This window comes from Aestuariispira insulae (assembly GCF_003385955.1).
Classification (GTDB): domain Bacteria; phylum Pseudomonadota; class Alphaproteobacteria; order UBA8366; family Aestuariispiraceae; genus Aestuariispira; species Aestuariispira insulae.
In genome coordinates this window covers 1,030,352-1,053,271 of record NZ_QRDW01000001.1, presented here as the reverse complement: position 1 = coordinate 1,053,271, position 22,920 = coordinate 1,030,352, and the positions used below count along the sequence as shown (strand labels likewise).

The window sequence follows — 22,920 nt, the reverse complement described above, 5'->3', positions numbered from 1 at the left end:
TGAGCAGTTTTCGGTGCCACCAGACGTGCCTCTGCATCGCATAATCTGAATCGAACAGAGGGAATGATGCCAAATACCATTTTGCTTGTTGAGGATGACAAGCTTTTCCAGTCGGCATTTGTCAGAAAATTCAAGGATAGCTTTAACGTTCTGTCTGCCAATGATGCGACAGAGGGACTGACCGTATTGGAGCGGCATAAGGATGTGTCGGTGATTATCACCGATATGATGATGCCGGGTCTCAATGGGGTGGAATTCCTTGAAAAAACCATTGAATGCTCCCCCTACGCAGTTCGAATTATGCTGACGGGCAGCGAGGAACAGAAGACGGCGGTTGATGCGGTTAACCGGGGTAATATATTCCGATTCCTCAACAAGCCATGTTCCATGGAATTGCTTATGACGACGATTGAGGAAGCGATTGATCTTTATGATAGCCGGATGAAGGAACGCGCGCTTCTGGAGCAGGTCTATAAAAGAATGCTTGAGGGCACTGATGAAACGGCTGCCAGTCCCTCGGAAGAAGCAGAAGTGGGCGTGAAAGGACGGCAGCTAGATTGTTTGAAATGGGCAATCAAGGGAAAGACCTACGAAGAGATATCGATTATTCTGGGGATCAGTGCGCGTACCGTGCGTCATTACATCATTGAGGCACGTGAAGCCTATGGCTATGCTTCAACCACTCAGGCTCTTGTGAGGGCTTCCAAGGATTTTTCGATCGATCCGTCCTGAACCGCGGATGTCATCCCCATTCCCGGGCAACGTCAGTGTCGGCCTCATGAGGAAGATACTGCTGTCTTAGGGCTTGGAACGTTGAGCTGTCGAGCAGTTGGCCCAACGCCCAGACCGCCATGGCGCGAACCAGGGGCGACTCATCTCGTAGGCTGGGAATGATCTTTTCCGCAAGGTCCGGATTTCGGGCGTTGCCCAGCGCGATCAACACATTGCGCAGGAATTTGTTGCGTCCGATCCGCTTGATTGGTGAGCTGGAAAAAAACTTGCGGAAGCCTGCATCATCCAGGTCCAGGAAATCCACCAGGCGCGGCGCCGAAAGCTCGGCGCGTGGCCAGAAATCCATCTTGTCGGACATTTGCGCGAATTTGTTCCAGGGGCAGACGGCCAGGCAATCGTCACAGCCATAAATCCGGTTGCCCATGGGGTTGCGAAATTCAACGGGGATATGGCTTTTATGTTCGATGGTGAGATAGGAGATACAACGGCTGGCATCCAGTTTGTAGGGTCCCGGCATGGCCTGGGTCGGGCAGATATCAAGGCAGGCCTGGCAATTGCCGCAGCTGTCTTTCACCGCCTTGTCCGGTGCGATCTCAAGGGTGGTGAAAATCTCACCAAGAAACAGCCAGGAGCCGAAGTCCCGGCTGACCAGATTGGTATGTTTGCCCTGCCAGCCAAGGCCGCTTTGGGCGGCAACCGCCTTTTCCATCACCGGAGCGGTGTCGACAAAGACCTTCACCTGGCCGGAATGTGTCTCCACAAGCCAGCGCGCCACCTGCTTCAGCTTCTTCTTCACCAGGTCATGATAGTCTTTATTCTGGGCATAGACAGAGATATTGGCCCGTTCCTGAAACTGTAATTTCAGCATCGGGTCCTGATTGGGGCCGTAATTCATGCCCAGCACAATGACGGTGCGACACTCTTCCCAGAGTGAATTCGGGCCCCTGCGCCAGTCATTTTTTTCCTGCATCCAGTCCATGTCGCCATATTGGCCGGCTTCCAGGAATTCCTGGTAGCGATCCAGATTGCGCTGGGGGATGGTGACGGGCGCGAAGGAAACGGAATCAAATCCCGCTTCCTTCGCTTTTTCAATGATGGCGGCCTTCAGGTCCGTCATGGATACTCTCTAGAGCGGCGCGATATCCCCGCCGTTATATTCTTCCAAAAAGGCGGCCTGGAAATCCTCAAAGCTGCCAGCTTCGATAGCATCGCGCATCCCCTGCATCAGCTGTTGATAATATTGAATATTATGCCAGCTGAGCAGCATCATGCCCAGAATTTCACCGGCCTTGATCAGATGATGCAGATAGGCGCGGCTATATTGTGTGCAGGCCGGGCAGGGGCATTCTTCGTCCAGCGGCCGATGGTCGGTCGCATGGCGGGCGTTTTTCATATTGACCGGCCCGCGCCTGGTGAAAGCCTGGGCATTGCGCCCGGACCGGGTGGGAAGCACGCAATCAAACATGTCGATGCCGCGTGCGACCGCGCCCACCAGGTCTGTCGGCTTGCCAACGCCCATCAGATAGCGCGGCTTGTCCGTCTTCATGGCTGGCGTGGTGAAATCAAGCGTCGAGAACATCAGTTCCTGGCCTTCGCCAACCGCCAGGCCGCCAACCGCATAGCCTTCAAAATCGATGCCGTTCAGGGCCTCGATCGAACGCAGGCGCAGATCCTCATGCACGCTGCCCTGGACGATGCCGAACTGGCCATAACCTTCGCGTTTGACGAAGGCATCCCGGGAGCGCACGGCCCAGCGCATGGACAGCTCCATGGATTTCTCCGCCTCTTCCTTGGTGCAGGGATAGGGCGTGCATTCGTCAAAGGCCATGGTGATGGTGGATCCCAGCAGATGCTGGATTTCGGTCGAGCGTTCCGGGGTCAGCATGTGATAGCTGCCGTCGATATGGGAACGGAAACGCACCCCTTCTTCGGTCAGTTTGCGCAGCTCGGTCAGGCTCATCACCTGGTATCCGCCGGAATCGGTCAGGATAGGCTTGGACCAATTCATGAATTTATGCAGCCCGCCCAGCTCGGCGATGCGCTCGGCGGTGGGGCGCAGCATCAGGTGATAGGTGTTGCCCAGAACGATCTCGGCCCCGGTCTTGGCCACATCTTCGGGGAACATGGCCTTTACCGTGGCGGCGGTGCCGACCGGCATGAAGGCTGGGGTTTCGATGGTCCCATGGGCGGTGGTGACGCGGCCGCGACGGGCCTGGCCGTCGGTGCCCAGCAGGTCAAATCCAAAATCAGGCATGATCGGCCTCGCATTTTAAAAGACAGCAATCGCCATAGGAATAAAAGCGATAGCCGGTCTCGATGGCATGTTTATAGGCGGCTTGCATTTGGTCCAGACCGGAAAAGGCGCTGACCAGCATGAAGAGGGTGGATTTCGGCAGGTGGAAATTGGTCATCAGCAGGTCAACCGCCTTGAACCGGTAACCCGGCGTGATGAAGATATCGGTCTCGCCCTCGAACGGTTTGATGATGCCCTCTGCCGTGGCGGCGCTCTCCAGCAGGCGCATGGAGGTTGTGCCGACCGAGACGATCCGGCGGCCTTCCGCCTTGGCCTTGTTGATGATGTCGGCTTCTTCCTGTGTGATCACCCCAAATTCGGAATGCATCACATGATGGCGGGTATCCTCCACTTTCATCGGCAGGAAGGTGCCGGCGCCAACATGCAAGGTGATGGTCTGGAAGGAAATGCCCTTGGCCTCCAGGCGGGACCGCAATTCGTCGGTGAAATGCAGACCGGCTGTGGGGGCGGCGACAGCGCCTTCTTCCTTGGCGAACAGGGTCTGGTAATCATTGCGGTCTTCGGCTTCTTCCGCTGCATCACCGCCCTTGGTCCGGCGGATATAGGGCGGCAGCGGCATGATGCCATGGCTCCAAAGCTCGGTGATCAGCTCGTTGCCGCTGAGATTGAAGGCCAGCAACACTTCGCCGCCGTCGCGCTTTTCCTGAACCTCCGCATGGAAACCGTCGGTCACGGTGAAGGTCTCGCCGACGCGCAGCTTCTTGGCCGGTCTGGCAAAGGCCCACCATTTGTTGGGGGCTTCCTGCTTATGCAGGGTCACTTCCACTGTGGCGTCACCGCGCTTGCCGGTGATCCGGGTCGGGATCACCTTGGTGTCGTTGCAGACCAATAGATCTCCGGGCTGGAGGACATCCGGCAGGTCGCGCACGATGCGGTCGGCAAAACCGTTCCCGGTCAGGTCCAGCATGCGGGCGGAATCCCGAGGGCTTGCCGGGTGCTGGGCGATGGTTTCCTGCGGTAGCTCGAAGTCGAAGAGATCAACATGCATGGGTACAGTTTCCTCTAAAAATCACGCTTCGCGCAAATTGGATGGGTACAGAGCGACCAGCAGTTTGAACGGATAAAGCAGCAATGCGATCATCACCAGTTTGGCGCAGAAATCGCCTGCCGCCCAGCTCATCCAGGGCAGTCCGGTTCCTGCGAAGGCGATGGAAAAGAAGATTGCGGTATCGATCATAGAGCCTGCGAAAGAAGAAAAGATCGGCGCTTTCCACCAGGTCAAGCGGCGCAGGCGATCAAAAATGGCGATATCAAGCAACTGCGCGATCAGGAAGGCGGTGCCGGATGCGACAGCCGTACGCAGCATGGCAAAAGCCTCTTCATCCTCCATCAGCATGGTCAGGATGTCTGAATTTTTGGCAACCGCAGCGGTGGTGGCCAGGCCAAGGGCGGCGACACCGGTCAGGAAGACACCCAGCGCAAAGCCGATATAAACCACCAAACGGGCTTTGTGGGCACCAAACAGGCGGTTGGTGGTGTCGGTCACCAGGAAGGCGATGGGATAGGTGAAGGCGCCCCAGGTCAGAAGATCTGCCAGATCAATGCCGCCAACGGTCATTTCGACCGGATGTTGAACCAATTCATTGGAGCTGAGGATAACAGCGCCCATAGCGAACACGGGCAGTATCAGCCGGATGACCGGCTGGGTCAGGAAAGTCATTATCATGTCCTTTGTTAAAGGGCGTACGTAAGCAGGCATAATAGACCTGCCCCCAAAAACCGAATGGGCGGGTTATACGGATTTTGACCGAATCGTCAATCTTTATGGGGTATTTGGCTTTATGGGGTATTTGGCTTTATGGCGTATTTGGTTTTGTGGAGGTATCAGGTGGCGGAGGGGTCACCCGATAGGCGCAGCGTCGCGCACCCGCCAGGATGTGATCGGTGCGCTCAACGGTTGCCAGATCGCCGATCACCTCCTGGAAAACGGATAATTCCAGAGCGCATAGTCCGCTGCAGCTTTTGGCGGCAACACAGATTGGACAATGGTTTTCCACCAACAGAAAATCACCTTCCGGAGATTTTTCCAGCGCTGCCATATAGCCTTCCGCCGTGCGCAGTGCCATCAGGCCTTTCAATCGGTCTTCCAAGCTTTTGTAATCGGACAACCGTGCACAATAATCCGCACTCTGCTTTGTTGCCCGGATGCCCAACAGCTTTTGCACACCATCATCGCCAAAGCTTTCGGCCATGGCGTCGATCAGGGAGATGGTGAGCTCGGCATGGGCATCCGGGAACAGGCTGTTGGCCGCCTCGGTCAGCTGCCAAAGTTTGGCCGGCCGTCCTTTCGGACGTGGCTCCAGTTCGTATGTGACCAGTTTTTCTGCTTCCAGGGCATAAAGATGCTGGCGCACCGCCATGGCGGAAACGCCCAGCGTCTCACCCAACTCGGCGGCTTCCTTCGGGCCTTCGGTCTTGAGAATCTGCTGGATGCGCCGACGGCTGCGGACATCCCGGTCACGGACTGTTTCTTTGCTCATGTCAAAATTACTAAAGAGAAAAATTTAGAAAATCAAGATACGTTTCTTATCGTTTTGTCATCCCCAATGTGATCGGGGATCCGGAGTCGGGCCCTATACCGTTGGCGTTTACAGCCCTGGATTCTGACGCACGGGTCGGGATCCAGGGGGATTAACAACTTCTTTTTAAACTATCTGAGGGCGGGTAAATGCCGCTCTGGCCTTTGCTGCCTCTATGCGCATCGCGCAGCCCGCCGCGTGGTCATTGATCAGACCCATGGCCTGCATGAAGGCATAGACGGTGGTCGGGCCGACAAATTTCCAGCCCCGTTTTTTCAGATCCTTTGATAGCTGGATTGAGGCCTCTGAGGTTGAGGCGGTTTGGGGTTCCGCCAATTCCTTCTCATCCGGTTCGTAAGACCAGACAAAGGCGGCGATCGAGCCTGCTTCCGCCACCAGCTCTTTGGCGCGTTTGGCATTGTTGATCACGGCTTCAATCTTGCCGCGGTGACGGACAATGCCCGGGTCGGCGAGCAGACGTTCGACATCAGCTTGCGTGTAGTTGGCGACTTTGCGGAAATCGAAATTATCAAAAGCGGCGCGGAAATTATCCCGCTTGGCCAGGATCGTGCGCCAGCTCAGGCCTGATTGGAAGCTTTCCAGGCAGATTTTTTCAAACAGCCGCCGGTCATCATCGACAGGAAAACCCCATTCACGGTCGTGATAGGCGAAGAATTCAGGTGCAGCGGCGCACCAGCCACAGCGGGGGCGGCCATCCGGCCCCTCAACGGTTTTGGGCATCTCATTATTATCCTTGTTTCAACCAACCAAAAATTTCAGCCGCTCACCGGCCAGGGCCGGAGTCATTTCGATTATCTCGGGTTTAACCACATCTTCTTCGACAAAGGGGTCTTCTTTCACCCGGGCGGCAATATCGTCCAGGGATCCCGCCTGCGCCAGGATGCCGCCGCCGAGGCCCGGCTGCAAACTGCCCGCAAGCAGGAAAACCCCGTCGTCAAATCCCTGTTTCAGCCAGGCTTTATGGGCCTCCATATAGGTGCCGGCATTCTCCCGGTTGGCCGAGAATTTAAGCAGAATAATGAACATTAACTTCCCCTGTTTGAATATTCGCTGTTTGAGTCCCTGGCGTGTTCGATGCTGTCGATCCATCGGCAAATCTGGTCCACCTCCGAGTGAACATAGTCTTTATCCTTGAAGGCGGTGGCCAATGACGCCACCCCCTGGCTGCGGCCCAGGATATGCAGCGCCAGTGTTTCGGCATCTGTTTTGCGCCCCATGGCCTTGAACTGGCGGGCAAGCCAGTCCTTGAAAAGGGAGAAGATCCGGGCAGCATCAGCTTTGGAAGGATGGTCCAGCTTAGAAAGCTCGTTGGAGAGCGTGCCGACCGGGCAGCCATAGGCCATGATCTTGGCCTGGTTCCGGATCAGGATCTTGATGAAGCATTTCAGCCGATCTGCCGGTGTTTCCCCTTGTTTTTCCCAAGCCGCCAGCATGCCGACAGTATTGCGCAAGCGCAGATCGATGACCGCTTCCAAGATCTCATCCTTGGTTTTGAAATGGTAATAGAAATTTCCACGCGAGATGCCGACCGAGCTGGCAATGTCGGAAAAGGAGGTCGGTTCGAATCCTTGCTGGTAAAACAGCCTGTCCGCCTCTCCGATGATAATGGAACGTGTATCGGGCTTTTCCACAGTGACACCTCTTGTGATAGGAGTAGGACAATTGTCCTATAAAAATGTAATTAGGACATTTGCCCTAATCATTCAAGGGAAATTATTTAATAAAGAAAAAACTTGATTAAATGGGTCGCCGGGCGCATGGTTTCTAAAGAAATTAATTTATAAAAGGAAGTGGACATGGAGCGGGTTCGGTTTCAGAAAGTCGCGAGCTTGAGTGAGCTTGAAACGCGTGGGCGAATGGTGGTGAAGCTTGATGGCAAGCAGATCGTCCTGTTCAAGGGGGAGCAGGGTGTCCATGCCTGCAACAATCGCTGTCCCCATGAAGGTTATCCTCTGGTGGAGGGAAAGATCTCGGAAGATCATGACACCGGGCATTGTGTGCTGACCTGCAATTGGCACAATTGGAAATTTGATCTGGAAAGCGGCGATACCCTGGTCGGTGGGGACAGTCTTCGCCGCTATCCCGTAAAGCTGGATGGCGATGCCATTTTGCTGGATCTGACTGATCCACCGGCGGAGGAAGGCATTGAAAAAGCGCTGACAAATTTGAAAGACAGTTTCCGGCTGCATCAATATGACCGCATGGCCCGCGAAATTGCCCGGCTTGAGAAATCCGGCGGTGATCCGCTGGAAGCAGTCCGCCGGTCGATCCATTGGACCCATGATCATCTGGAATATGGCATGGGCCACGCCTATGCGGCGACGGCGGACTGGATTGATCTGCGGACCCGCTATGGCGGGGTTGATCCGGCCTTTGGGCTGGTCTCGGTTTTGGAACCGGTGGGCCATATGGCCTGGGACGGCCTGCGCCATCCGGCTTATCCCTATCCCAATGAAGTGCGTCCCTTTGATGCCGAGGCTTTGGTTGAGGCCATCGAGGAAGAAGACGAAAAGGCTGCCATTGCCATTGTCCGTGGCGGTCTGGCGCACGGCCTTGGTTGGGATGCGTTCGAGGCTCCATTGGCCCGGGCCGCGCTGGCCCATTATGCCGGTTTTGGCCATGCGGCGATCTATGTCATGAAGGTCGGGCAATTGGTGGCGCAATTGGGAGGCGGGGTGCTGGAACCTTTGCTGCTCTCCCTGACCCGCCTTCTGGTTTACAGCAGCCGGGAGGATCTGATTCCGGAATTCCGGGGCTATGCACCTGCGCTGAAAGCCTGGGACGGAAAGGGGGTGGAACGTGCCCATTGGCAGGATTTTGTCGGTCTTTCGGTCAACCGGGCGCTTGATCAATGTAATCAGGCATCCAGCAATGTCGCCGCTCTATATGACGCACTGCTGGGCGTGCTGTCATGGAATATGCTGTATTTTGACGAATCTCTTGGCATACAGACGGAAAAATCCGTGACCTATAATGTGAACTGGCTGGATTTCACCCATGGTCTTACCTTTGCCAATGCGGTACGCGGGATTTGTGGGCGCTATCCGGAACTCTGGCCCCAGGGCCTGTTGCAGATGGCCTGCTTCGCCGGACGCAATGCCGCTTATCTGGATAAGGATTTTAATGCCGAACCCTGGTTGGTGAATGACCCGGATGCCTTCTTGCGCCTTGAGGAAGAAGGGTTGTTCGACCATGGGGAATTTGAATTCATCATCTCCTGCCACAAGGTCAAAGTGACAGCGGCATTGCGGGCCGAATATGAACACAATCCCGGGGCGGATTGGGTCCAATTGGCCTTTGCGGCGGTGAACCGCTATCTGCATTCGCCCATGAAGCGGCGGCATGCCTTGCGCACCGCGAAACAGTCACTGAATTTTGTCCGGGCGGAAGGCTGAAGCAGAAAAGCCCCGGCGGACGCCGGGGCTTTTCATTGCCATTGGGAAAAGGCTCAGCCGAGGAATTCCTCCAGCGAGGCCAGGCAACCGGACCAGCCGCCCATATGATTGTCCCGTGCGGCTTCATCAATGAAGTTGCTGTGGGTGAGGACAAGCCTTGTGCCATTCGGGGTCGGATGAAATTCCAGCCGCACATCCATCTGTTGGCCTTGTGATCCATCATCCTGTTTCCAGGACCAGCTGATATGCAGCAATTCGTTCGGGACAATGGCCAGCACCTCGCCCTGGGCGGTATGGATGGAGCCTTCGGGATCCTTGATCGGGAAGGCGTAACGACCACCGGCCCTGGCTTCCATCTCGGCATCCTCGCAGCTGTACCCGGTCGGGCCCATCCATTGGCGAAGCGCATCGGTTTCTGTCCAGGCGCGGAAAACAGCTTCAACCGGATGTTTGAAATTGCGTTCTATGGTCAGGCTCAGCGGCGCCTGGTCTGTTTCAAGGGCGGCATCACTCATGGCATCAATCCTTGGCTTGTTTCAAATCATCCAGGTATTTTTCCAGCCCATCCAGGCTTTCGGTCCACATGCGGCTATAGAGATCAACCCAGTCAGAGGCGGTCTTGAGGGCTTGCGGCTGCAGGAAGCAGCGGCGTTTCTGTTTTTCCACTTCACGCCGTATCAGGTTGGCGCTTTCCAGAACTTTCAAATGCCGTGAAACAGCAGGCAGGGAAATGTCAAACGGTTCGGCCAGCTCATTGACGGTGGCGCTGCCTTCCGCCAGGCGGGCCAGAATGGCACGCCGGGTCGGGTCGGCCAGGGCGGAAAATGTCGCGCTTAATGGGTCCATGATATCTCTAACATAAAATTAACCTATTAATTAAATAACATATCGGTTAACTTAATGAAAGCGTGTTTTGAGAATTAGCGCAAGATCCCGACCGCCTGATCGGCAATGGATTTCAAAATGGCTGGGTCGGGCTGGACCTTGCGCATGACCTGCATGCCATGAATGGTATTGAGGAAGAAGCCGGCGGCCGCATGACAATCCAGATCGGCGGCAAATTCGCCCGACCGTCGGCCACCTTCCAGAATTTCCTCCAACGCGCCCTGCATGCGGGCCAGGCCCTGTTGCATGGTTTGTGCGACATCGGAATCACAGGAACAAAGCTCGCAGATGGTGTTGGTGATGAAACAGCCCCGTTGATCGGAATCGCAGTTTTTTTCCTCTGCCAGATGATAGAGCAGGCCGCGGATCACCTCCCGTGCCGGATGGCCGTCGTCATCGGCGGCGAGCATCCGGATCGAGTTTTTTTCCATATAGCGATTCAGGGCCTTCAGATAGAGCGCATGTTTGTCACCGAACGTGTCATAGAGACTGCCCCGGTTGATGCACATGCAATCGACCAGATCCTGCATGGATGTGTTTTTATATCCCCTGGACCAGAACATCTCCATTGCCTTGTCCAGTACTTGATCGGGATCGAATGCCTTGGGGCGCGCCATTATTGTCCGGTAGCTATCTGTTAAACTCTCCAGCAAATATGGTTTTGCGCGCCCGGAATTTCAAACCCGTTTTTGAATGTATGTTCAGGAAAGTTGGGTGATCCAGCCAAGATAGGCGAATCCTACCGCCATGGATCCGAGCAGGGAGACCGCCAAATAGGTCAGGAAAACCGGCCAGCGCGCCAGGGCCTGGACCGCGATGGCGGCGGGAATGCTGGTCACGCCGCCTGCCACCATGAAACTAAGGGCGGCCGCGGGCGACAGGCCCATGGTGATCAGCATGTCAGCCAGTGGAATTGCGGCATAACCGTTGAGATAGGCGGGGACGCCAACAACGGCCGCCAGCGGCACCGACCAGAAACCGATGGTGGTCAACCATTCGCCGATGGCTTCCATGGGGGCGTGATCCAGCATGATTGCCTCCAGCAGGAAAGCGAGCGACAGCCATTTCAACAGGAACCAGCCGTTGGAACGTATTTCGCGCAGAAAAGCGACACGGCGTTCGGCCTGGAGCCAAAAACGCCAGACCGGTTTTTCATCCCTAGTGATGGCACCGGCGCCACAGGTGGAAATAGCGTGATTTTTCAAAGGATCGGAAAAGCCCCCGGCTTTCTGGATCAGCATGACCAGGCCGCCGCCCATAAGCCCTAGCGCTATGGCGGAGAAGGTTTTTGCGATAGCAAATTCCGTCCCCAATGCCGCGCCGGTCAGGATCATCATTTCAGGATCAATCACCGGGGAGGCCAGCCAGAAAGCCATTACCGGCGCCAGCGGCACGCCAGCCGCCAGCAGGGCCGCGATCAAGGGGATGACGCCGCAGGAACAAAAGGGCGAAAAAGCCCCGAGCAGGGATGCCACCAGAACGGCTTTGCCCGCGTGGCTCCTGAAGGCGGCGCCGATCAACCGGTCCGCGCCGCTGGCTTTAATGCTGGCAGCCAACAGTACTGAGAGGCCCAAGAAAATGGCGATCTCCAGGATATTGCCGCCGACAAAGGCCAGATTGGGCATCAACCGATCAGGGCTCAGCACAAAAAGCGCGGCCAGGATCAGCAGGAATGCGATCAAGACCCGATCGACCTTCTTCAATTTTGTCATAATTCTGTAATTTCTAGAATTATCGAAATTACTATCCGAGCAAGATCCAGTGGTGCTTTCCGTGCTCATGGCCCGATCCTTACAGTCTGGGGTTATGTCAGCCGCAATTTGCGTCCTGACAGCAGTTTTCCGTCAAAAAGACCAGCAGCGCATCCATCGCATGATAGTCTGCACGGCAGGTATGGGTGGTGCCGTGTTTTTCCCGCTTCACCAACCCGACCTGTTCCAGATGTTTCAGATGGTGGGTCAGTGTGCTTGCCGGGATATCCAGCGCCTCTTGAATCTTGCCCACGGGGCGACCATCTCCCCCTGCGCGCACAAGATAGCGATACAGCGCGAGGCGGGTTGGATTGCCCAGAGCATCCAGGCGGTTTGCGGCGAGGTCCAATTCAATCATGCCAGCAATATGAGGTCGCAAAAGTGAATTGTCAACTATAATACTAGAATTATCGAAATAATAGTTTGGACAGAATATGTCGCATCCGGCGCTTGAAAGCCTGAGCAATCTGACCTAATTGCGAAGGAGATAAATGAAATCTAAGGGGCGATTGCCTGATGTCGTCATTGCCGGATATTCCATCCCCTTGCACTGGGGTATGCACGCTGGATAAACAAAGCGGGCTGTGCAAAGGCTGCTTGCGCAGCCGGGATGAAATCCGCATCTGGGGCAAATCGGATAATGAGGCGAGGCTGGCGATCCTTCAGGAACTGAAAAAGCGTCGCATGGCCGCGGGCCGCATCAGCGAGAGCGACCTGCGCCCGCGCCGCCGCCGCCGGGGCTGACATGCCTGATCACAGCGCATCTCTGGCGGATCCATTCATTGTACGACCGGCTGTGCTCTGGGAGGCGGCTGAGATCTTTGAGGTCTATCAAAAGGCGTTTGAACAGTTGGAAGGGCGGATCGATCCCCCGACCAGTGCAAAATCACAAACGGTGGAAAGCCTGTCCAAATCCTTCGGTCGGGTTGGTATTGCAGTCTGTGTCCTGGGTGAAACCATTGTCGGCTGTGTCTTTTTCAAACCCGATGGCAACGGTCTTTATCTATACCGTCTGGCAGTCAGCCCCTTTCATCAGGGCAAAGGTGTTGCGAAACGCCTGATTGCCCATGTGGTGGACCAGGCGAGGGTCGAAGGCCGGGAATTTGTTGCGCTGAATGTGCGCATTCCCTTGGTCGATAACCAGCGTTTGTTCCAATCCGCCGGTTTCCGCGAGGTCTCCCGCCATTGCCATGAAGGCTATGACGAAGAGACCTTTATCCGGATGGAATATTCGCTCTAGAAGAGGGCGCGGCCTTCACCGGCGAGTTTCCCGAATTTTTCTTCACTGATGTTGGAGCCGCAGGCGATCACACCGACCTTCCTGCCCCGCATTTCTTCCCGAAGGACAGTGCCTAGGGCGGCAGTGGAGGCAGCGCCTGCCGGTTCCACGGCAATTTTCAGCGCATCAAACAACAGTGCCATGTATTTTCTCAGGCTGTCATCCTCGACCCGGATGATCCGGTCCACATTGTCTTTGGTTACGGCAAAGCTGTAGGGCATGGCAAGAGGAGAGCCCAGGCTGTCAGCGATGGTATGGACCTTTTCCAGCTTTTCCGGCTGGCCGGTCTCGAAACTGCGATACATGCTGTCGGCACCAAACGGTTCCACGCCGATAATCTCGATATTCGGGTTCATTTGGCGGAAGGCACAGGCCATGCCGGAAATCAATCCGCCGCCGCCGACCGGAATGATGACTGCATCCAGATCCGGGACAGCGGTTGCGAATTCCAGGCCACAGGTCGCAGTGCCAAGGGTTGTTCGCGGGCCCTCGAACGGATGGACGACGGTTCGGCCCTCATCATCGCGAATCCGTTCCATCTCGGCAAAGGCGGCATGGACATCACGGGTCAAGATAACCTCCGCCCCCATTTTACGGCAGCCCTCCACCCGGACGGGATCACTGGCTTCGGGCATGACGACTTTGGCATGCACCTTTTCCTGGGCTGCGGCCCAGGACAGTGCGAGCGCATGATTGCCGGCGCTGACGGTGGTCACACCGCGTTTGCGTTCCTCATCTGTAAGGGCGGAGACATTCAAGAGCGCGCCACGGGCTTTGAAGGAGCCGGCATGCTGGAAAAGTTCCAACTTAATCGATACCTCGGCACTTTCCGGCAGATAAGGTTTGATGCGATCAGAGGCCAGCATAGTGACCGGGGTTTCAATAATACGACCGCGCAATTGCTCTGCGGCGTCCCGGATCGCCTGGATGGAGGGGCCCTGCCTGTCTGTCATGTCTGATACCTGTGGAAAGAAATGATGTGGACTGCGAGGATATAAAGGCCCAGCGAATTGGCAAGCGTGTCATCGGAGATTGTTCAACATTTCTTCCATGTTGGAATGTTGTTTGGCAGCGCCTTCCTCATGGATAAAGCGATAAACATTCTTGCCGGTTTGATCGAAAATAAGAACGGAGGGAATGCGCTCTATTTTCCCGAAGAGCGCTGTCAGGCCAGGTTTTCCCGATGATGAAAACAGCGGGAATTGTGGCTTGGTACGGGCCAGGAAACGCGCGAGGCGTTTGCCCGCAGGGTCGGGGAAAAAATCCTCAAACAGATTTATCGCCAGGATGTTCACCTCCTGCGGGCCCCGTTTAGCCTGCAATCGGTTCAGTTCCCGAAATTCGGCTGTGCAGGGTGGGCACCAGCTGGCAAAAAAAGCCACCACCAGCGGTTTGCCGGACAAGGGCCGAATGTCACTGTCCCCAATGGGGCTGAGGTTTTGCAGGTAGCTGTAGCCGTCCGCATCCAGCGTGGGGCCCGCCTGCGCGGGATGCAGTGGAAGTAGAAGAATAGCCAATAGGAAGGTGAGCTTTTTCATGGCCGATTTATGGACCAGGCCGGGGCGATCCACCAATCACGGTCATGCACAAATCTGTGTGGGATTTATTTTGGCCAGAGGCGCGGCCATTTGCGGCGCTGGCCCGGCGCGTAGTTGCGGGTTTCACGATGCATGATGTAAAGGCCGCTGGCGGCGATGAATACCGCGCCGGCATAAAGCCTGGTATCGGGGGCTTCCTGCCAGAAGAGATAGGCGATGATCGCTCCCCAGAGGATCTGGGTGTATTCAAAGGGGGCGACCACGCTCAATTCGGCCAGACGGAAGGCGCTGGTCATGGAAAATTGCGCAATGCCGCCCAGGATCCCGACCATCATCAGCAGGATGAAATCCTCCAGCGGCGGGGTGCGCCAGCCCTGGATGCCAACGCCGATGGCCCCGACAATTATCCCCGCCAAGGTGAAATAGGTGGTGATGGCGACCACATGATCTTTGCGCGAAAGCTTGCGTACGGTGATCATGGCAAGGGCGATGAAAAAGGCACCTGTCAGGGCGATCCAGGTGCCATCGCCGATCACCTCTGCACCGGGGGCCATGATGATCACCACACCGGCAAAGCCAGCCAGGACCGCGCCAAGCCGGTGCAGCCCAACTTTTTCGCCCAGTAACGGGATGGAGAGCAGGGTCATGAAAAGCGGCGCGGAGAAATTAATCGCGATCGCATCGGCCAGCGGCATCAGGGTGAAGGAGGTGAACACACAATACATGGCCGTCATGCCAAAAAGCGCGCGCAGCAGATGCAGGCCCGGCTGCTCGGTTTTCAGGATTTTCAGGCCACCCGCCCGATAGAGCAGAATACCGACCGGGATCATGGCGGCCAGGCAGCGAAAGAAAACAATCTGGGTGACCGGGTAATCATGCCCCAGATGCTTGATCAGGGCATCCATCACGGCAAAGGTCAGCATGCTGGCCATCATATGGGCCATGCCACGCAAGGTATCCCGCGGGTCTTGCACCGCCTGGCTGGTCATTCCTGTCATGTTCCGGCTTTCGAATTTTCTGGGATTGCGTCCAGGATCGGACGGGCCCATCAATATATCAGAAGAAAGAGATTAACCGCATGATCAGGATTGCGGAAGTGTCTTTCAGGAAAAGATCTTGTGCCATTGTGAAAACAGGCGGCTAAAAGCTGGCATGTTTCAACCGCTCTACCAGGAAATCCACAAAGACCCGAACCTTGGTGGAGAGATGCCGGGAATGGGGATAGACCGCATAAACCCCTGATGGCGGGCGGTTAAAGTCATCCAGCACCGTTTCCAGCCGGCCATCTTCATAAGCGTCGGGCGCAAAGAAGGTGGGTAGGGCCGCAACCCCAAGCCCGTCCAGGGCCGCCTTCAGGGCGAAATCACCGCTGTTGCCATGCAGGTTGCCCTGGACCGGCACCCAAAGATCCCGGCCGTTTTTATCCTGAAACTGCCAGCTTCTGGGTGAGGGGGCATAGGCATAGGTGAAACAGTTATGCTGGCTCAGTTCCCGGGGATGTTCCGGTCGGCCATGCCGGTCCCAATATTCCGGACTGGCGGCGACGGCAAAATGCACATCGGCCAGTTTGCGTGCAATCAGGCTGGAATCACGCAGGTTGCCGACCCGGATCGCCAGATCGAACCCTTGCTCCACCAAATCAACCATTTGCCCGGACAAGTGAATTTCCAGTGAAATATCGCCATATTTCTTCATGAATTCAGGCAAGAGCGGGGCGATATGACGGCTCCCGAAACTGTGAGAGGTGCTGATCTTGAGAAGCCCGCGCGGACTGTCCTGCATGGTGGTGACCGCCAGCTCCGCTTCCTCCGCTTCTTCGACGATCCGACGGCAACGCTCGTAATAATCCTGGCCCACATCGGTCAGTTTCAGCTTGCGGGTGGTCCGGTTCAGCAGCCTCGCGCCCAGCCGGTCCTCCAGTTTGGTGATCTGCTTGCTGATCGAGGATTTGGACTGGCCAAGATTCTGGGCGGCGGCGGTGAAGCTGCCCGCCTCCACGACGGCGGCAAAAACAGCCATGCCATTCAGGATATCCATGGGAAGGGTGCTTCTCTATTGGTTTAAAATTGGAAACAATCAATTTCCAATATATGGGTTTATGCATCAATCGTCTACAATATATCTTCTCCGTAACGCAAGAATTCAAAACCAGGCTCTGGCCTGTAGCGCTTAAGGAGACTGACATGAGAAATCTTTTAATTGTGAATAGCAGCCCGAACCCGGAACAATCCGTCACCCGTGGCCTGACAGCGGAATTCGTGGAGGCCTGGACATCGAAAATTGACGACCCGAAGGTGGTTCATCGCGATATCGGACAAAACCCGCCGCCGCATCTGGATCAGGCGACCATCGGCAGCTTCTATACGATGCCGGAACAGCGCTCTGCCGAACAGAAATTGGCGATTGCCCTGTCGGAGACTTTGATTGCGGAGTTGCGTGAGGCTGATGTGATCGTGATCGGCGCGCCGATGCATAACTTTGGCAGCCCCTCTTCGCTGAAAACCTGGTTCGACCATGTGGCCCGTGTGGGGGAAACCTTCCGCTATACGGAAAACGGCCCGGAAGGCCTGTTGAAGAATAAGAAGGTTTTTGTGATCACCGCGCGCGGCGGCAATTACGCGGAAGGCGCGCCGGCGGCACCGATGGATATCCAGGCCCCCTATATCCGCACGGTTCTGGGCTTCATCGGTCTGACTGATGTGACCTTCATCCACAGCCAGGGCCTGAATATGGGGGACGAGGTGCGCGAACAGGCGATCCAATCTGCCAGCACGGCCATTGAAACAGCGGTATCCGACCTGGCGGCATAAGTTATCATCCATAGTGAACGAGTATTTGGGAAGGAATTGGGACATGGGCAAATTGGTTGACGGCAAATGGGTCGATGAATGGTATGACACGGCCAAAACCGGAGGAAAATTTGTCCGGAAACAGTCCCATTTCCGAAACTGGGTAACGGCGGACGGGGCGGCAGGCCCCAGTGGTGACGCGGGTTTCAAGGCGGAGCCGGGCCGCTATCACCTTTATGTTTCCTATGCCTGTCCCTGGGCGCACCGGACCCTGATTTTCCGGGTGCTCAAAGGGTTGGAGGAAATGATCGATATCTCGGTGGTCCACTGGCATATGGGACCGGAAGGCTGGCATTTTGCTGCGGGTGAGGATGTCATACCCGACCACGTTAACGGCATGACCCGGATGCATGAAATCTATACGGCCGCCGATTCCCATTATTCCGGCCGGGTCACGGTGCCGGTGCTCTGGGACAAGGAACGAAACACCATCGTTTCCAATGAGTCTGCTGAGATTATCCGTATGTTCAATCAGGCATTTGACCAGGTGGGCGCCCGGGAAGGGGATTTCTATCCTCTTGATTTGCGTGAGGAAATCGATGCGATCAATCAGCCCATTTATGACCATGTGAATAATGGGGTCTATAAGGCGGGCTTTGCCACCACGCAAGAGGCCTATGAAACGGCGGTTACCGATCTTTTTGCCGAGTTGGACCGGCTGGAAAAACATCTGGAGACCAACCGCTATCTGGCAGGGGATCGGATCACGGAGGCCGATTGGCGGCTGTTTACCACATTGATCCGCTTCGATCCGGTTTATGTGGGCCATTTCAAATGCAATATCCGCCGGATTGCGGATTATCCTAACCTGATGGGGTATCTGCGTGAGCTGTATCAGGTGCCGGGTGTGGCCGGGACAGTGAATATGGAGCATATCAAGCGCCATTATTATGAAAGCCATGGGGGCATCAATCCAACCGGCATCGTGCCGGTCGGCCCGGAAATCGATCTCTGGGCACCGCATGGTCGGAGGTAACGAAACATGAAACGGATACCATCGCTGTTTGTATCCCATGGCGCGCCCACATTGGCATTGGACCCTGGTATTGTTGGTGAAAACTGGCGGGCGGTTGCCGGCGGTTTTCCCAAACCCGAAGGCATCTTGGTCATCTCTGCCCATTGGGAAGCGGAAAGGCCGACGGTCTCAATCACGGAAAAGCCGGAGACCATTCACGATTTTTACGGCTTTCCTGCTGCCATGTATGAAATGGACTATCCAGCACCAGGGGCACCCGACCTGGCCGGAAGGGTCCGGGACCTGATCGACGGTGGTGGTTTGGATGTTGCTGTTGACCAGGACCGGGGGGTGGATCACGGCGCCTGGGTGCCCTTGATGCAGATGTTTCCCGACGCGGATATTCCGGTGGCCCAGCTTTCGGTCCAGCCGGCGCTTGGCCTGGACCATCATTTCACCCTAGGGCGGATCCTGGCACCTTTGCGCCAACAGGGAACTTTGATTCTGGCGTCCGGTGCATTGACCCATAATCTGGCGGATTTCAGGCACTATCAGCACGACAGGGATGGGCCGCCGCTTGATTATGTTCAACGTTTCGAAGACTGGGTGACAGAAAAGGTTGAAGCGGCCAGCTGGGATTGCCTGATGCATCTGGACTATGCCCCGGACTATCGGCGCAATCATCCAACGGTGGAACATATCCTGCCGCTTCTTGTGGCAGCGGGCACGTCCGGCGGTCCGGGGCGGTCCTTTTCGGAGAGCTATGCCTACCGCATCCTCTCGATGAAGGGGTTTATCTTTGATTGACCGGCGCTTTCTCCGTTGGGATAGTGAACGGGTAACAAACCACCCGGTGAAAGATGTCGGTCCTCAATCGAGACAGTATCAAAAACGGCTTCGTACAGAAAATCGCTGAAGAGGGAGAGCGGCTTGGCCTGGTCAAGCGCCTCTCCGTGGAAGAGCGGGTGGCCAGTCGGGAGGCAACCCTGGCCCGCAAACCGGACCATGTCCGGGATATCTGGGTTTTTGCCTATGGTTCCTTGATGTGGAACCCAGCCTTTCATCATGTGGACAGCTGCCGGGCCAAACTGTTCGGTTATCATCGCGCTTTCTGCCTTAAGGCGGTGATCGGACGCGGCACCATGGATTACCCGGGACTGTTGCTAGGGCTGGAACATGGCGGATCCTGCCTGGGACTGGCCTTGAAGGTTGATCCTGAAAATGTTGAAGAAGAACTGGATGTGGTTTGGTCCCGGGAAATGGTGACTGGTGCCTATCGACCGGCCTGGGTTACGCTGGCATCCGATAAGGGGCCGCTTACCGCGCTGACCTTCTTGATGAACCGGGATTATGAACGCTATGTGCGCGGGCTTGGTGAGGCGGAAACCGCCCGGCTGATCGCGACCGCGGAAGGGCCGCTTGGCAAATGTTCCGACTATCTTGAACAAACTGTGATCGCGCTTGATCAGCTGGGCATTGCTGACGGCCCCATGCATCGTTTATGGGAACGAGTGGAAAATTTGCAGAAAAAGTCAGGAGGAGGAACCGCCCATGTCTGACAAGGTTACAAAAACCGATGCGCAATGGCGCGAGCAGATGACGGCGGATGAATATCATGTCTGCCGGGAAAAAGGCACGGAGCGGGCCTTCACCGGGGCCTATTGGGATCACTGGGAACCGGGCCAGTATCATTGCACCGGGTGTGGCGAGCCGCTGTTTGATGCGGAGACCAAATTTGACGCAGGCTGCGGTTGGCCCAGTTTCAATGCGCCATTGAAGGACGGGGTCGTTGACGAGCATGAGGATCTCAGTTTCGGCATGCGCCGGGTCGAGGTCACCTGTCATAAATGCGGCTGTCATCTGGGACATGTCTTTCCCGATGGGCCGGCTCCAACGGGCCAGCGTTATTGTATCAATTCGCTTTCCATTAAGCACGACCAGGATACATGAGCCGGAAACATTCCACGGGCGCTGCAGCGGTTTCACCGGCACAGGAAGGGGCCTGGCTTCAACAGGCGGCTCATCTGCATCAGGCCGGTCGACTGGCAGAAGCCGAGCAGATCTACAAGCGCGTGGTGGAGGCTTTTCCAAAAAGCCGGGATGGGTGGCATCTGCGCGGAAATCTTTATTTCCAGGCCGGTCAGCCGGATAACGCCCGGAAATTTATCAAACGGGCGATCAAACTGGCACCGAAAGAAGGGATCTTCTGGTCCAGCCTGGCGGTGGTCGAAGAAAAGGTCGGCAATCGAAAAGCGGCGGAAAGCGCCTATGCCAAGGCGGTGAAATTTGCCCCGGATCATGCGGAAGCCTGGAATAACTACGGGACTTTTCTGTCCGCCTGCGGCCGGGTGGAGGAGGCGATCAAGGCCTTTGGCCGGGCGGTTGATATCCAGGCCGGCTATATGCAGGCGATCTATAACCTTGCCGTGACCCTGATGAATGCGGGACAATTTGACCAGTCCCTGCCGGTCTTTGAGCAGGGGTTGGCGCATGAACCCGGTCATCCGGAGCTACTGATCAGCTACGGGGTCGCGCTCAAGAAACTAAAGCGGCTGGACGATGCCGAAGCGGCGCAATTGGGTGTCCTGGAGGCACTTCCGGAAAATCCGGGCGCGCTGGCCAATCTGGCGTCGATCTACTATGAAACCAACCGGATGGAACAGGCGGCGGATGCGGCCGCCCGTGCTGTCAAACAGGCCCCCAACCTGGCAGAAGCCTGGAACAACCTGGGGAATGCGCAATCTGCGCTGGAACAGTTTGGCGATGCGGAATGCGCCTTTCGCAAGGCTCTGAACCTGGACCCCGGCAATGCGGATGCCCATGGCAATCTGGCGAACTTGCTGAAGGTAACCAACCGTCTGGAAGACGCCGAGCAAAGCTATCGCAAGGCCATAGAAATACACCCCCAAAACCCCCGTCATACGTTTCAATTGGCCATGCAGCGACTGATCGTGGGCGATCTGGAACAGGCCTGGCCGCTATATGAGGCGGGGTTTGAATGCGGTGAGCGCAGTCCGAACCGGTGCCAGACTCACCCGGCCCCGCGCTGGCAGGGGCAGGCCATGCCGGGGGAATGTCTGCATATCTGGCCGGAACAGGGCATCGGAGATGAATTGATCGCCGCTTCCATGTATGAAGAGGTGCGGGGGAGATCCCTGGCGAAACGGGTGGTGATTGAATGTGACCGGCGTCTTCAGCGGGTTTTTGAACGGGCCTATCCCTGGGCGGAAATTGTTGCATGCGGCGATTTCGATGAAGAACAGGCACAAGCGCAGATACCGCTCATGTCCCTTTGCGGAATCCTGCGCAAAGATCCTGCGTCATTCCCCAGACATCAGGGATATCTGACCGCTGATCCTGCATTGGCGGAAAAATGGCGCGCGCGTATCGGCGCGTTAGGGCAGGGGCTCAATATCGGGATTGCCTGGGGAAGCGGTCTGGTGAATGCCAAGCGCAATCGGGCGCTGACGGACCTGTCTGACTGGGCGGATATTTTCCGGCTTGAGGGGATCAAGCTGGTCAACCTCCAGCATGGCGACCGCGAGGCGGAAATCAAACGGGCGGAAGAAGAGCACGGTTTCACGTTGCACCGCTGGCAGGATCTCGATCTGCGCGATGATATTGAAGATGTGCTGGCGCTGATGGCCAATCTAGATTTGGTGATTACTGTCGGGACCTCCGTCGCCGCCATGGCAGGTGCTTTGGGAACCCCTTGCTGGGCCTTGTTGCGCCAGCCGGAATGGAGCCAGTTTGGCACCGGGAATCTGCCATTTCTCCCAAAATTGAAAATCTATGGCCGCGATCATGACATGTCCTGGCGCCAGGTCTTGAGCCGGGTGGCAAAAGATCTGGCGGCGATGGATGGTTCGCGCTAATCAGGCCGAGGAGTGTCAGTATCCAGGCAGGCTTTCTTTACCGCCACGAAGAGTTTCCAGGGTCTCGGATGCGGCCTTCAGTAGATAGCCGATATCAGTGGAGACGGATGCAAAGCGATAGCCCCAGTCAAACATCTCCCGTGCCATAGCGGTGTCGCCGCAATGAATGCCGGCAAATATCCCCTTTTCGGCGCAGGCTTTGGCCACTCGCTTCATCGCCTCGACCACTTGCTTGTCATCGGGCATGGCTTTGGGCCAGTTGCCATAGGTGAAACCCAGGTCATTGGGGCCGACCAGGATGCCGTCCAGATGCGGTGTCGCCAGGATGTCGTCCAGATTGTCGATGGCTTCTCTGGTTTCAATCTGGGCAATGGCCAGGATCTGGTTGTTGGCTTCCAATGTGTAGTCACTGCCGTAATGAATGTTTGGCCGCATCGGTCCCCAGCTGCGGCCGCCTTCCGGGGGGTAGCGGGTGGCTTCGACAAAGCGGGCGGCCTCCTCTCCGGTATTGACCAGCGGGCAGACCACGCCCAGTGCACCATAATCCAGGGCGCGCATGATGGCACCCGGTTCGTTGGAGGATACCCGCACGATCGGGGTGCATTCGGTGGTGTTGATGGCGGTGATCATGCCCAGCATATCCTTGTCCCCGATCAGGCCATGCTGCTGGTCGACAAAGATGAAATCGAACCCGAGACCGGCCAGGCCTTCGGCGACGATGCTGCTGTCGATATCGGCAAAGAGGCCGATGCCGGTGCCGCCGTTTTTCAACAGAGTAAGCAGTTTGTTCGCTTTCATGTATTTCTC

General features: G+C 56.3%; 28 protein-coding genes. 10 read left to right on the top strand and 18 right to left on the bottom strand.

Annotated elements, in window-relative coordinates; translation table 11 throughout:
- The first annotated feature begins 63 nt into the window (after positions 1-63).
- Positions 64-732: a response regulator transcription factor gene (locus tag DFP90_RS05190; RefSeq protein ID WP_115935308.1), complete on the top strand. Its 669-nt coding sequence runs from the start codon at positions 64-66 to the stop codon at positions 730-732.
- A 10-nt stretch (positions 733-742) separates the two neighbouring features.
- On the opposite strand, the gene queG is transcribed toward DFP90_RS05190, so the two are convergent.
- From queG to DFP90_RS05150, 8 genes are all read right to left on the bottom strand, one after another.
- Complete coding sequence (gene queG / locus DFP90_RS05185; RefSeq protein ID WP_115935307.1) at positions 743-1,849, bottom strand: tRNA epoxyqueuosine(34) reductase QueG; 1,107 nt, start codon at positions 1,847-1,849, stop codon at positions 743-745.
- Positions 1,850-1,858: 9 nt separating this feature from the next.
- A complete protein-coding gene (gene tgt / locus DFP90_RS05180; protein ID WP_115935306.1) occupies positions 1,859-2,986 on the bottom strand; it encodes a tRNA guanosine(34) transglycosylase Tgt in 1,128 nt (375 codons plus the stop codon).
- Positions 2,979-4,034, bottom strand: a complete 1,056-nt coding sequence (queA, locus tag DFP90_RS05175; protein WP_115935305.1) for a tRNA preQ1(34) S-adenosylmethionine ribosyltransferase-isomerase QueA — start codon at positions 4,032-4,034, stop codon at positions 2,979-2,981. Before queA ends, tgt begins: the two co-directional genes overlap by 8 nt.
- Positions 4,035-4,055: 21 nt before the next feature.
- Positions 4,056-4,706 (bottom strand): queuosine precursor transporter, encoded by a 651-nt coding sequence (locus DFP90_RS05170; protein WP_115935304.1) that lies wholly within the window; start codon positions 4,704-4,706, stop codon positions 4,056-4,058.
- A gap of 136 nt (positions 4,707-4,842) precedes the next feature.
- A complete protein-coding gene (locus DFP90_RS05165) occupies positions 4,843-5,526 on the bottom strand; it encodes a helix-turn-helix transcriptional regulator (RefSeq protein ID WP_115935303.1) in 684 nt (227 codons plus the stop codon).
- A gap of 165 nt (positions 5,527-5,691) precedes the next feature.
- Positions 5,692-6,306: a DNA-3-methyladenine glycosylase I gene (locus DFP90_RS05160; protein ID WP_115935302.1), complete on the bottom strand. Its 615-nt coding sequence runs from the start codon at positions 6,304-6,306 to the stop codon at positions 5,692-5,694.
- Between the two features lie 18 nt (positions 6,307-6,324).
- Positions 6,325-6,612 (bottom strand): YciI family protein, encoded by a 288-nt coding sequence (locus tag DFP90_RS05155; protein WP_115935301.1) that lies wholly within the window; start codon positions 6,610-6,612, stop codon positions 6,325-6,327.
- Positions 6,612-7,217: a TetR/AcrR family transcriptional regulator gene (locus tag DFP90_RS05150; RefSeq protein WP_115935300.1), complete on the bottom strand. Its 606-nt coding sequence runs from the start codon at positions 7,215-7,217 to the stop codon at positions 6,612-6,614. The genes DFP90_RS05155 and DFP90_RS05150 overlap by 1 nt, the downstream gene beginning before the upstream one ends.
- A gap of 165 nt (positions 7,218-7,382) precedes the next feature.
- Here DFP90_RS05150 and DFP90_RS05145 point away from each other — a divergent pair, with 165 nt between their 5' ends.
- A complete protein-coding gene (locus DFP90_RS05145) occupies positions 7,383-8,981 on the top strand; it encodes a Rieske (2Fe-2S) protein (protein WP_115935299.1) in 1,599 nt (532 codons plus the stop codon).
- Positions 8,982-9,034: 53 nt separating this feature from the next.
- On the opposite strand, the gene DFP90_RS05140 is transcribed toward DFP90_RS05145, so the two are convergent.
- The 5 genes from DFP90_RS05140 to DFP90_RS05120 form a co-directional block, all read right to left on the bottom strand.
- Complete coding sequence (locus DFP90_RS05140) at positions 9,035-9,496, bottom strand: SRPBCC family protein (protein ID WP_115935298.1); 462 nt, start codon at positions 9,494-9,496, stop codon at positions 9,035-9,037.
- Between the two features lie 4 nt (positions 9,497-9,500).
- Positions 9,501-9,827 (bottom strand): ArsR/SmtB family transcription factor, encoded by a 327-nt coding sequence (locus DFP90_RS05135; protein WP_115935297.1) that lies wholly within the window; start codon positions 9,825-9,827, stop codon positions 9,501-9,503.
- Between the two features lie 74 nt (positions 9,828-9,901).
- Positions 9,902-10,483, bottom strand: a complete 582-nt coding sequence (locus DFP90_RS05130) for a TetR/AcrR family transcriptional regulator (RefSeq protein ID WP_115935296.1) — start codon at positions 10,481-10,483, stop codon at positions 9,902-9,904.
- Positions 10,484-10,567: 84 nt separating this feature from the next.
- Entirely contained in the window at positions 10,568-11,578 is a 1,011-nt protein-coding gene (locus tag DFP90_RS05125) for a permease (protein ID WP_245956966.1), read from the bottom strand.
- Between the two features lie 97 nt (positions 11,579-11,675).
- A complete protein-coding gene (locus tag DFP90_RS05120) occupies positions 11,676-11,975 on the bottom strand; it encodes an ArsR/SmtB family transcription factor (RefSeq protein ID WP_281269680.1) in 300 nt (99 codons plus the stop codon).
- A gap of 158 nt (positions 11,976-12,133) precedes the next feature.
- Here DFP90_RS05120 and DFP90_RS05115 point away from each other — a divergent pair, with 158 nt between their 5' ends.
- Positions 12,134-12,361, top strand: coding sequence for a DUF1289 domain-containing protein (locus tag DFP90_RS05115; RefSeq protein WP_115935294.1), 228 nt, complete (start codon positions 12,134-12,136; stop codon positions 12,359-12,361).
- Between the two features lies 1 nt (position 12,362).
- Positions 12,363-12,857, top strand: coding sequence for a GNAT family N-acetyltransferase (locus tag DFP90_RS05110; protein ID WP_115935293.1), 495 nt, complete (start codon positions 12,363-12,365; stop codon positions 12,855-12,857).
- Here DFP90_RS05110 and DFP90_RS05105 read toward each other — a convergent pair.
- The 4 genes from DFP90_RS05105 to DFP90_RS05090 all read right to left on the bottom strand — a co-directional run bounded on the left by DFP90_RS05105 (position 12,854) and on the right by DFP90_RS05090 (position 16,471).
- On the bottom strand, positions 12,854-13,849 hold the full coding sequence (locus DFP90_RS05105) for a threonine ammonia-lyase (RefSeq protein ID WP_115935292.1): 996 nt from the start codon (positions 13,847-13,849) through the stop codon (positions 12,854-12,856). The genes DFP90_RS05110 and DFP90_RS05105 overlap by 4 nt on opposite strands.
- 69 nt (positions 13,850-13,918) lie before the next feature.
- Positions 13,919-14,467, bottom strand: coding sequence for a TlpA disulfide reductase family protein (locus DFP90_RS05100; RefSeq protein ID WP_115935291.1), 549 nt, complete (start codon positions 14,465-14,467; stop codon positions 13,919-13,921).
- 32 nt (positions 14,468-14,499) lie between these two features.
- On the bottom strand, positions 14,500-15,423 hold the full coding sequence (locus DFP90_RS05095) for a DMT family transporter (RefSeq protein WP_181905195.1): 924 nt from the start codon (positions 15,421-15,423) through the stop codon (positions 14,500-14,502).
- Positions 15,424-15,574: 151 nt separating this feature from the next.
- Positions 15,575-16,471, bottom strand: coding sequence for a LysR family transcriptional regulator (locus DFP90_RS05090; RefSeq protein ID WP_115935289.1), 897 nt, complete (start codon positions 16,469-16,471; stop codon positions 15,575-15,577).
- Positions 16,472-16,617: 146 nt separating this feature from the next.
- Here DFP90_RS05090 and DFP90_RS05085 point away from each other — a divergent pair, with 146 nt between their 5' ends.
- From DFP90_RS05085 to DFP90_RS05060, 6 genes are read left to right on the top strand one after another with little or no spacing between them, the layout of a single operon-like run.
- Complete coding sequence (locus tag DFP90_RS05085; protein ID WP_115935288.1) at positions 16,618-17,244, top strand: FMN-dependent NADH-azoreductase; 627 nt, start codon at positions 16,618-16,620, stop codon at positions 17,242-17,244.
- 43 nt (positions 17,245-17,287) lie between these two features.
- Complete coding sequence (locus DFP90_RS05080; RefSeq protein ID WP_115935287.1) at positions 17,288-18,259, top strand: glutathione S-transferase family protein; 972 nt, start codon at positions 17,288-17,290, stop codon at positions 18,257-18,259.
- Between the two features lie 6 nt (positions 18,260-18,265).
- Positions 18,266-19,045, top strand: a complete 780-nt coding sequence (locus DFP90_RS05075) for a dioxygenase family protein (protein ID WP_115935286.1) — start codon at positions 18,266-18,268, stop codon at positions 19,043-19,045.
- A gap of 53 nt (positions 19,046-19,098) precedes the next feature.
- Positions 19,099-19,797 (top strand): gamma-glutamylcyclotransferase, encoded by a 699-nt coding sequence (locus DFP90_RS05070; protein WP_115935285.1) that lies wholly within the window; start codon positions 19,099-19,101, stop codon positions 19,795-19,797.
- Positions 19,790-20,188: a peptide-methionine (R)-S-oxide reductase MsrB gene (gene msrB / locus DFP90_RS05065; protein WP_115935284.1), complete on the top strand. Its 399-nt coding sequence runs from the start codon at positions 19,790-19,792 to the stop codon at positions 20,186-20,188. Before DFP90_RS05070 ends, msrB begins: the two co-directional genes overlap by 8 nt.
- Complete coding sequence (locus DFP90_RS05060; RefSeq protein ID WP_115935283.1) at positions 20,185-22,113, top strand: tetratricopeptide repeat protein; 1,929 nt, start codon at positions 20,185-20,187, stop codon at positions 22,111-22,113. Before msrB ends, DFP90_RS05060 begins: the two co-directional genes overlap by 4 nt.
- A 15-nt stretch (positions 22,114-22,128) precedes the next feature.
- On the opposite strand, the gene DFP90_RS05055 is transcribed toward DFP90_RS05060, so the two are convergent.
- Complete coding sequence (locus tag DFP90_RS05055; protein ID WP_115935282.1) at positions 22,129-22,911, bottom strand: HpcH/HpaI aldolase family protein; 783 nt, start codon at positions 22,909-22,911, stop codon at positions 22,129-22,131.
- Positions 22,912-22,920: the final 9 nt, after the last annotated feature.

Bases quoted from the DNA above. Each gene is read 5' to 3' on its own strand.
- DFP90_RS05190 (WP_115935308.1), top strand. From the start codon at position 64: ATGATGCCAAATACCATTTTGCTTGTTGAGGATGACAAGCTTTTCCAG.
- queG (WP_115935307.1), bottom strand. From the start codon at position 1,849: ATGACGGACCTGAAGGCCGCCATCATTGAAAAAGCGAAGGAAGCGGGA.
- tgt (WP_115935306.1), bottom strand. From the start codon at position 2,986: ATGCCTGATTTTGGATTTGACCTGCTGGGCACCGACGGCCAGGCCCGT.
- queA (WP_115935305.1), bottom strand. From the start codon at position 4,034: ATGCATGTTGATCTCTTCGACTTCGAGCTACCGCAGGAAACCATCGCC.
- DFP90_RS05170 (WP_115935304.1), bottom strand. From the start codon at position 4,706: ATGACTTTCCTGACCCAGCCGGTCATCCGGCTGATACTGCCCGTGTTC.
- DFP90_RS05165 (WP_115935303.1), bottom strand. From the start codon at position 5,526: ATGAGCAAAGAAACAGTCCGTGACCGGGATGTCCGCAGCCGTCGGCGC.
- DFP90_RS05160 (WP_115935302.1), bottom strand. From the start codon at position 6,306: ATGCCCAAAACCGTTGAGGGGCCGGATGGCCGCCCCCGCTGTGGCTGG.
- DFP90_RS05155 (WP_115935301.1), bottom strand. From the start codon at position 6,612: ATGTTCATTATTCTGCTTAAATTCTCGGCCAACCGGGAGAATGCCGGC.
- DFP90_RS05145 (WP_115935299.1), top strand. From the start codon at position 7,383: ATGGAGCGGGTTCGGTTTCAGAAAGTCGCGAGCTTGAGTGAGCTTGAA.
- DFP90_RS05140 (WP_115935298.1), bottom strand. From the start codon at position 9,496: ATGAGTGATGCCGCCCTTGAAACAGACCAGGCGCCGCTGAGCCTGACC.
- DFP90_RS05135 (WP_115935297.1), bottom strand. From the start codon at position 9,827: ATGGACCCATTAAGCGCGACATTTTCCGCCCTGGCCGACCCGACCCGG.
- DFP90_RS05130 (WP_115935296.1), bottom strand. From the start codon at position 10,483: ATGGCGCGCCCCAAGGCATTCGATCCCGATCAAGTACTGGACAAGGCA.
- DFP90_RS05125 (WP_245956966.1), bottom strand. From the start codon at position 11,578: ATGACAAAATTGAAGAAGGTCGATCGGGTCTTGATCGCATTCCTGCTG.
- DFP90_RS05120 (WP_281269680.1), bottom strand. From the start codon at position 11,975: ATGATTGAATTGGACCTCGCCGCAAACCGCCTGGATGCTCTGGGCAAT.
- DFP90_RS05115 (WP_115935294.1), top strand. From the start codon at position 12,134: ATGTCGTCATTGCCGGATATTCCATCCCCTTGCACTGGGGTATGCACG.
- DFP90_RS05110 (WP_115935293.1), top strand. From the start codon at position 12,363: ATGCCTGATCACAGCGCATCTCTGGCGGATCCATTCATTGTACGACCG.
- DFP90_RS05105 (WP_115935292.1), bottom strand. From the start codon at position 13,849: ATGACAGACAGGCAGGGCCCCTCCATCCAGGCGATCCGGGACGCCGCA.
- DFP90_RS05095 (WP_181905195.1), bottom strand. From the start codon at position 15,423: ATGACCAGCCAGGCGGTGCAAGACCCGCGGGATACCTTGCGTGGCATG.
- DFP90_RS05090 (WP_115935289.1), bottom strand. From the start codon at position 16,471: ATGGATATCCTGAATGGCATGGCTGTTTTTGCCGCCGTCGTGGAGGCG.
- DFP90_RS05085 (WP_115935288.1), top strand. From the start codon at position 16,618: ATGAGAAATCTTTTAATTGTGAATAGCAGCCCGAACCCGGAACAATCC.
- DFP90_RS05080 (WP_115935287.1), top strand. From the start codon at position 17,288: ATGGGCAAATTGGTTGACGGCAAATGGGTCGATGAATGGTATGACACG.
- DFP90_RS05075 (WP_115935286.1), top strand. From the start codon at position 18,266: ATGAAACGGATACCATCGCTGTTTGTATCCCATGGCGCGCCCACATTG.
- DFP90_RS05070 (WP_115935285.1), top strand. From the start codon at position 19,099: ATGTCGGTCCTCAATCGAGACAGTATCAAAAACGGCTTCGTACAGAAA.
- msrB (WP_115935284.1), top strand. From the start codon at position 19,790: ATGTCTGACAAGGTTACAAAAACCGATGCGCAATGGCGCGAGCAGATG.
- DFP90_RS05060 (WP_115935283.1), top strand. From the start codon at position 20,185: ATGAGCCGGAAACATTCCACGGGCGCTGCAGCGGTTTCACCGGCACAG.
- DFP90_RS05055 (WP_115935282.1), bottom strand. From the start codon at position 22,911: ATGAAAGCGAACAAACTGCTTACTCTGTTGAAAAACGGCGGCACCGGC.